This is a genomic window from Salinicola sp., from assembly GCF_982684285.1.
Genome location: NZ_CEXLVS010000104.1, coordinates 8,748 through 13,772, shown reverse-complemented (window position 1 = coordinate 13,772; position 5,025 = coordinate 8,748). Strand labels below are relative to the sequence as shown.

Below are 5,025 nucleotides of genomic sequence, written 5' to 3'. Positions count from 1 at the left end.
CGAAAGTGCGGCGTAGGGCCGCTTCCTGGGCGAGCTGAGCATCTGACATGAAAGGCTTCACTGACTGGGGCGACTCTCACGGGACATGGAGGCATGACCGGGAGTTCGCGGGGAATCGAAGATGGCGGCGATTGTACGCGCTGATCCCGCAGAGTTGTAGCCGCCTGGCCTGCCTGACGGCTCCGGCCGGACCTGCGACAAATGGACACTGGCATCTCCACCCCGACGGTGGCGTCCGGGCTCACGCCGCTTCCCGGCATTGCGTTAACATGGCAACGACGCGGGCGGCGATGTCGAGTCAGCCGCTGCGTCGCTGCTGGACACCCTTGACGCCGTCACCCGACTCGATCCCGGAGAGATCATGCTGCAACCGCTCCCGCTCTCGACGCCGAACCGCAACCTGGTTCGCTTGACGCTCGTCCGCGGTATCACCTGGACCGGCTTTCTCGCCGCGATCATCTTCGGGATCGAGGTGCTGGGGTTCCAGCTGCACGTTCTCCCGGTCATCAGCGTCATCGTCGCCATGGGCCTGTTCAACGTGGCGACCTGGTGGCGACTGGGCCGGCCCCGCGCGGTCACCGACACCGAATACCTGCTCCACTGGCTAGTCGACATCGCCGGACTGAGCCTGCTGTTCTACTACACCGGGGGCTCGACCAATCCCTTCATCACCTACCTGCTGGTGCCGCTGGGGATCGCCGCCGCCACGCTGCCGTGGTCATACGCCTGGGTCATCGCGATAGCGGCAACCGCCAGCTACACCACCATGATGCTGTTCTATCAGCCGGTGCCGCAGCTGACCAACAGTACCGTCGTCTTCGGCGTCCAGTTGCATACGCTGGGGATGTGGCTGAACTTCATTCTCTCCGGCAGCCTGCTGACCTTCTTCATCTTCAAGATGGCGCACACCTTGCGTCGACGTGACATGACCCTGTCGCGCACCCGCGAGGCGGCGCTGCGCAACGAACAGATTCTGGCCGTGGCGACCCAGGCCGCCGGCACGGCGCATGAGCTCGGCACGCCGCTGTCGACGATGGCGGTCCTGCTCAAGGAGATGCGCCACGAAGCCAGCCGGCAACCCGCCCTGGTGGAGGACATCGACCTGTTGCGTCATCAGGTCGACACCTGCAAGCAGCGCCTGCAGACGCTCGTCGCCAATGCGGATCGGCGACGCCTGGAAAAGCCCGAGACGCTTCGCGCCACTCCCTGGCTCGAGAACCTGATCCAGCGCTGGCTGGTGCTACGCCCCGATGTCAACCACCGCCTGGAAGTGCTCGGCAAGCGTGGCCAACCCACCATCGCCGTCGACGCCACCCTGGAGCAGGCGATGATCAATCTGCTCAACAACGCCGCCGATGCCAGCCCCGATGCCATTGTCACCAGCCTCGACTGGGACGCCGACGAGGTCGTCATCGACATTCGCGACCACGGCCCGGGCGTGCCGATGTCGATCGCGGACCAGTTGGGTGACACCTTCATCTCGACCAAGAGCAAGGGCATGGGAATCGGACTGTTTTTGACCCACGCCACCGTCAACCGCTTTGGTGGCGGCGTGAGCCTCTACAACCACGAGGAGGGCGGCACGCTGACGGAGGTCAAGCTCCCCCGCATCAAGATCGGCGAGAGCGTGTAGGGCTACTGTCAATCATCCGCCAAGGAGAACCACCGATGAGTGATCCGGAACGTCTACTGATCGTCGACGACGACGAACAACTCTGTTTCGTCATGGAGCGCGCCATGCGGCGCCGGGGCTACGACGTGGTCGTCGCCCATACCCATGACCAGGCCCTGGCGGCGGCGAGAGAGGCACCGCCCGCCCTGGCGACGCTGGATCTGAAGCTGGAGTCGGACTCCGGCCTCAAGCTGCTGCCCGCGCTGCTGGAAGTGGCGCCCGAGTGTCGCGTCGTGGTGTTGACGGGCTACTCGAGCATCGCCACCGCCGTGGAGGCGATGAAGCTCGGTGCCGTCAACTACCTGTGCAAGCCAGCCGACGCCGATGAGATCCTGCTGTCGCTGGAGCGCGAGAGCGGCGACGTCGACGTGGAGATCGCCGACAACCCGCCCTCGGTGAACCGGGTCACCTGGGAGCACATCCAGAAAGTGCTGCATGAACACGACGGCAATATCTCGGCAACGGCCCGGGCCCTGGGCATGCATCGGCGAACCCTGCAGCGTAAACTCCAGAAGCGCCCGGTGCGGCACTAGGGTTTGTTCAGACGATACGCCTCGGCCCCGGCAGCGCGCTGTACTCAGCGGAGCGGGGCCCGCGGTGTCGAATCGGTTTCCGCCGTCACGAAGACATCTTTCTCGTTCGTCCCGACGATTCCGCCGATCGCCGGGACCACGCCATTCCCCCGACAGGAGTTCAACGTGGACCACCCCCAACGCCTAGACCAGGTGATTCGTATCGCCCGCCAGGCCGGCGACATGATCGTCCAGGCTCGCCAGAAGCAAAACTTCTCCCACCAGTACAAGGGGGGTGACGAGCTGGTGACCGAGATAGATGTCGCTGTCGATCGCATGATCGGCGACGAGCTGGAGACCCTGTTTCCGGGCGAGGCAAGGCTGACCGAGGAGCTGACCCCGGACCGCAGCCAGCTCGAACGGAGCGGCCCGCTCTGGGTCGTGGACCCCATCGACGGTACGGTCAATTTCGCCTATGGCCATGCCCACGTCGCGGTGTCGATCGCCCTGGCGTTCGACGGAGAGGTTCAACTCGGCGTGGTGCATGCCCCTTTTCTCGGCGAGACCTTTACCGCGGTACGCGACCGGGGAGCGCAACTCAATGGCGAGCCGATGGTATGCAGCCGGTCGGAAACGCTGGAGAGAAGCCTGGTCGCGACGGGGTTCCCCTACGCTCGCGACAGACGCGGCCCACTGATCAAGCGCCTGAATCATGTCGTCCACGCCTGCCGCGACGTGCGTCGCAATGGCTCCGCCGCACTCGATCTCTGCCATGTCGGCTGCGGTCAGCTCGATGCCTACTACGAGAGCGTGTCGCCGTGGGATTTCGCCGCCGGACTGCTGATCGCCCGGGAAGCCGGCGCCGCGACGAGTCACCTCTACGAGTGCCCCGAGAACCTGCCGGTGGAGCTCTATGGCGAAAACCTGCTGGTCACCGCACCCGGTATCCACCGGGCCCTGGGAGATCTCCTGCGGGATGCCGACGCCGGACGACGCCTGGAGCCATAGCGGCTTGCAATGATGGACGTAGAGAGACTCTATTGGGCCGCATGGGTTTAATACGAAAGAATAACCCCAATCTCTATTTTCAGGTTTCGAACCATCTCATCCCCCTTTCACAAATAACAGGAGACTCACCGATGCTGACTGTCATTTTCGGCCGTCCCGGCTGCCCTTTCTGTGTTCGCGCCAAGGATCTGTCGGAGAAACTCAAGGAAGCGCGGGACGATTTCGATTTCCGCTATATCGATATCCATGCGGAAGGCATCACCAAAGCCGACATGGAGAAGACCATCGGCAAACCGGTAGAGACCGTACCGCAGATCTTCGTCGACCAGACCCACATTGGCGGCTTCACGGAGTTCGACCAGTACGTGCGGGACAAGGCGTTGATGCCCGAAAACGCCTGACGGGGCACGGCGCCCGACGCCACGACCGAGGTTTCAGAAGCCGGCATTCGCCGGCTTTTGTCGTTTCGGCCCGCGACAGGATCGCGACAGGCATGCCCCCCGCAGCGGCGGTGCAGGCTCACACCGGCTGCAGACCGGACTCTTCCTGGACGGCTTCCAGCTCCCCTTCCAGATTCAACTCGTACTGGTAGGGGCCATGCCGCGGATCCAGCTCGTTGATGTAGTGCGTCGATTCCACCATCGGCACCAGTGGCGTGTAGGGCTCCTGCTCTTCCGGCGCCTTGACCGGCTCGCGTCGCCACAGCCGGTAGGCGATGAACAGCGCCAGCCCCAGCGCGGCCGCGCCGAGAAACAGCCAGAGGCCATCCGGCCCGACGCTGTGCATCAGTAGAGAAGCGCTGAAGGGCCCGACGATGGAGCCCACGCCGTAGCACATCAGGACTTTCGCGTTGGCCTGGATGGTCTCTTCCGGCTCCAGCCAGTCATGGGTGTGGGCCAGGCTCAGAGAGTAGAGGGTATGCAGCATCGCGGTGTGGAAGCTCGCGACGAAAACCAGCAGCCAGTAACTCGACCTGGCGGCAAACACGATCAGCACGCCGGATATCGTCATCACCAGTGCCATGCAGAGGATGACCTTACGACGATCGAAGCGGTCCGAGACCCTTCCCAGCGTCCACTGGGCGATGAGCGCCACCAGCGTGGTGATCGACATGAACTTCGCGGTCTGGGCCGTCGTGAGCCCGATCTCCTGGCCATAGTATGGGGTCATCGCAAAGAAGGCCTGCACCATGAGTCCCGCCACGAAAGCCCCTACCAGCCCCACCGGTGCGCGCGTCAGCAGGGTACGCAGCGAGATCTTGGCGGATACGTCGTGACTGCTGCGCAGCGGGCCCTGGATGCGATGGATCGAAAGCGGCACCAGTGACAACGCGAACAGAACGCCGGCCACCGAGAACAGTACGAAAGTCCCCGGATCCGCCATGTTGAGCATCCACTGGCCGCCCGCCAGGGACAGGGTCGAGATCACCAGATACCAGCCCAGCACCCGGCCGCGATTCTCGTTGGTCGACTCGCCCGAGACCCAGGACTCCATCACCATCAACAACCCCGCCGTCGCCGCGCCGCCAAACAGCCGCCAGACCAACCACGCCCAGGGATTGACCCATAGCCCGTGGAGCATCGCCGTCGCCGCCAGCAACGCACCGCAGGCGGCGAAGACGCGGATATGGCCGACACTGCGTATGCGCTTCTCCAGCCAGTAGCTCCCCGCGACGAAGCCCAGCGAGAAGCAGGACATGAGCAGACCCGCCATCTGGGAGGGAAACGCTTCCAGCGACATGCGGACGCCGAGCAGCGTCATGATCAGCCCATGCCCAAGCAGGAAGCTGATTTCACACAGGAACAGGATCGGCAGGGTCGCGGGTAGTGAACG

The 5,025-nt window shown here is 64.0% G+C and carries 5 protein-coding genes; 4 read left to right on the top strand and 1 reads right to left on the bottom strand.

Features of this window, described 5'->3' with window-relative positions; genetic code table 11:
• Positions 1-361 precede the first annotated feature (361 nt).
• The 4 genes from AC3AYF_RS10785 to AC3AYF_RS10770 all read left to right on the top strand — a co-directional run bounded on the left by AC3AYF_RS10785 (position 362) and on the right by AC3AYF_RS10770 (position 3,593).
• The gene (locus AC3AYF_RS10785) at positions 362-1,633 is read left to right on the top strand and encodes an ATP-binding protein (RefSeq protein ID WP_487779722.1); all 1,272 of its coding nucleotides are present in this window, start codon (positions 362-364) and stop codon (positions 1,631-1,633) included.
• A 35-nt stretch (positions 1,634-1,668) separates the two neighbouring features.
• Positions 1,669-2,205, top strand: a complete 537-nt coding sequence (locus AC3AYF_RS10780) for a response regulator transcription factor (protein WP_295039183.1) — start codon at positions 1,669-1,671, stop codon at positions 2,203-2,205.
• Positions 2,206-2,370: 165 nt separating this feature from the next.
• Entirely contained in the window at positions 2,371-3,192 is an 822-nt protein-coding gene (locus AC3AYF_RS10775) for an inositol monophosphatase family protein (RefSeq protein ID WP_295039181.1), read from the top strand.
• A gap of 131 nt (positions 3,193-3,323) precedes the next feature.
• On the top strand, positions 3,324-3,593 hold the full coding sequence (locus AC3AYF_RS10770; RefSeq protein WP_149434897.1) for a GrxA family glutaredoxin: 270 nt from the start codon (positions 3,324-3,326) through the stop codon (positions 3,591-3,593).
• 118 nt (positions 3,594-3,711) lie between these two features.
• Here AC3AYF_RS10770 and AC3AYF_RS10765 read toward each other — a convergent pair.
• A partial coding sequence (locus AC3AYF_RS10765) for an MFS transporter (RefSeq protein WP_487779721.1) occupies positions 3,712-5,025 on the bottom strand: 1,314 nt, incomplete at its 5' end.

Excerpts from the sequence above, each read along its gene's own strand:
- AC3AYF_RS10785 (WP_487779722.1), top strand. The coding sequence starts at position 362 with ATGCTGCAACCGCTCCCGCTCTCGACGCCGAACCGCAACCTGGTTCGC.
- AC3AYF_RS10780 (WP_295039183.1), top strand. The coding sequence starts at position 1,669 with ATGAGTGATCCGGAACGTCTACTGATCGTCGACGACGACGAACAACTC.
- AC3AYF_RS10770 (WP_149434897.1), top strand. The coding sequence starts at position 3,324 with ATGCTGACTGTCATTTTCGGCCGTCCCGGCTGCCCTTTCTGTGTTCGC.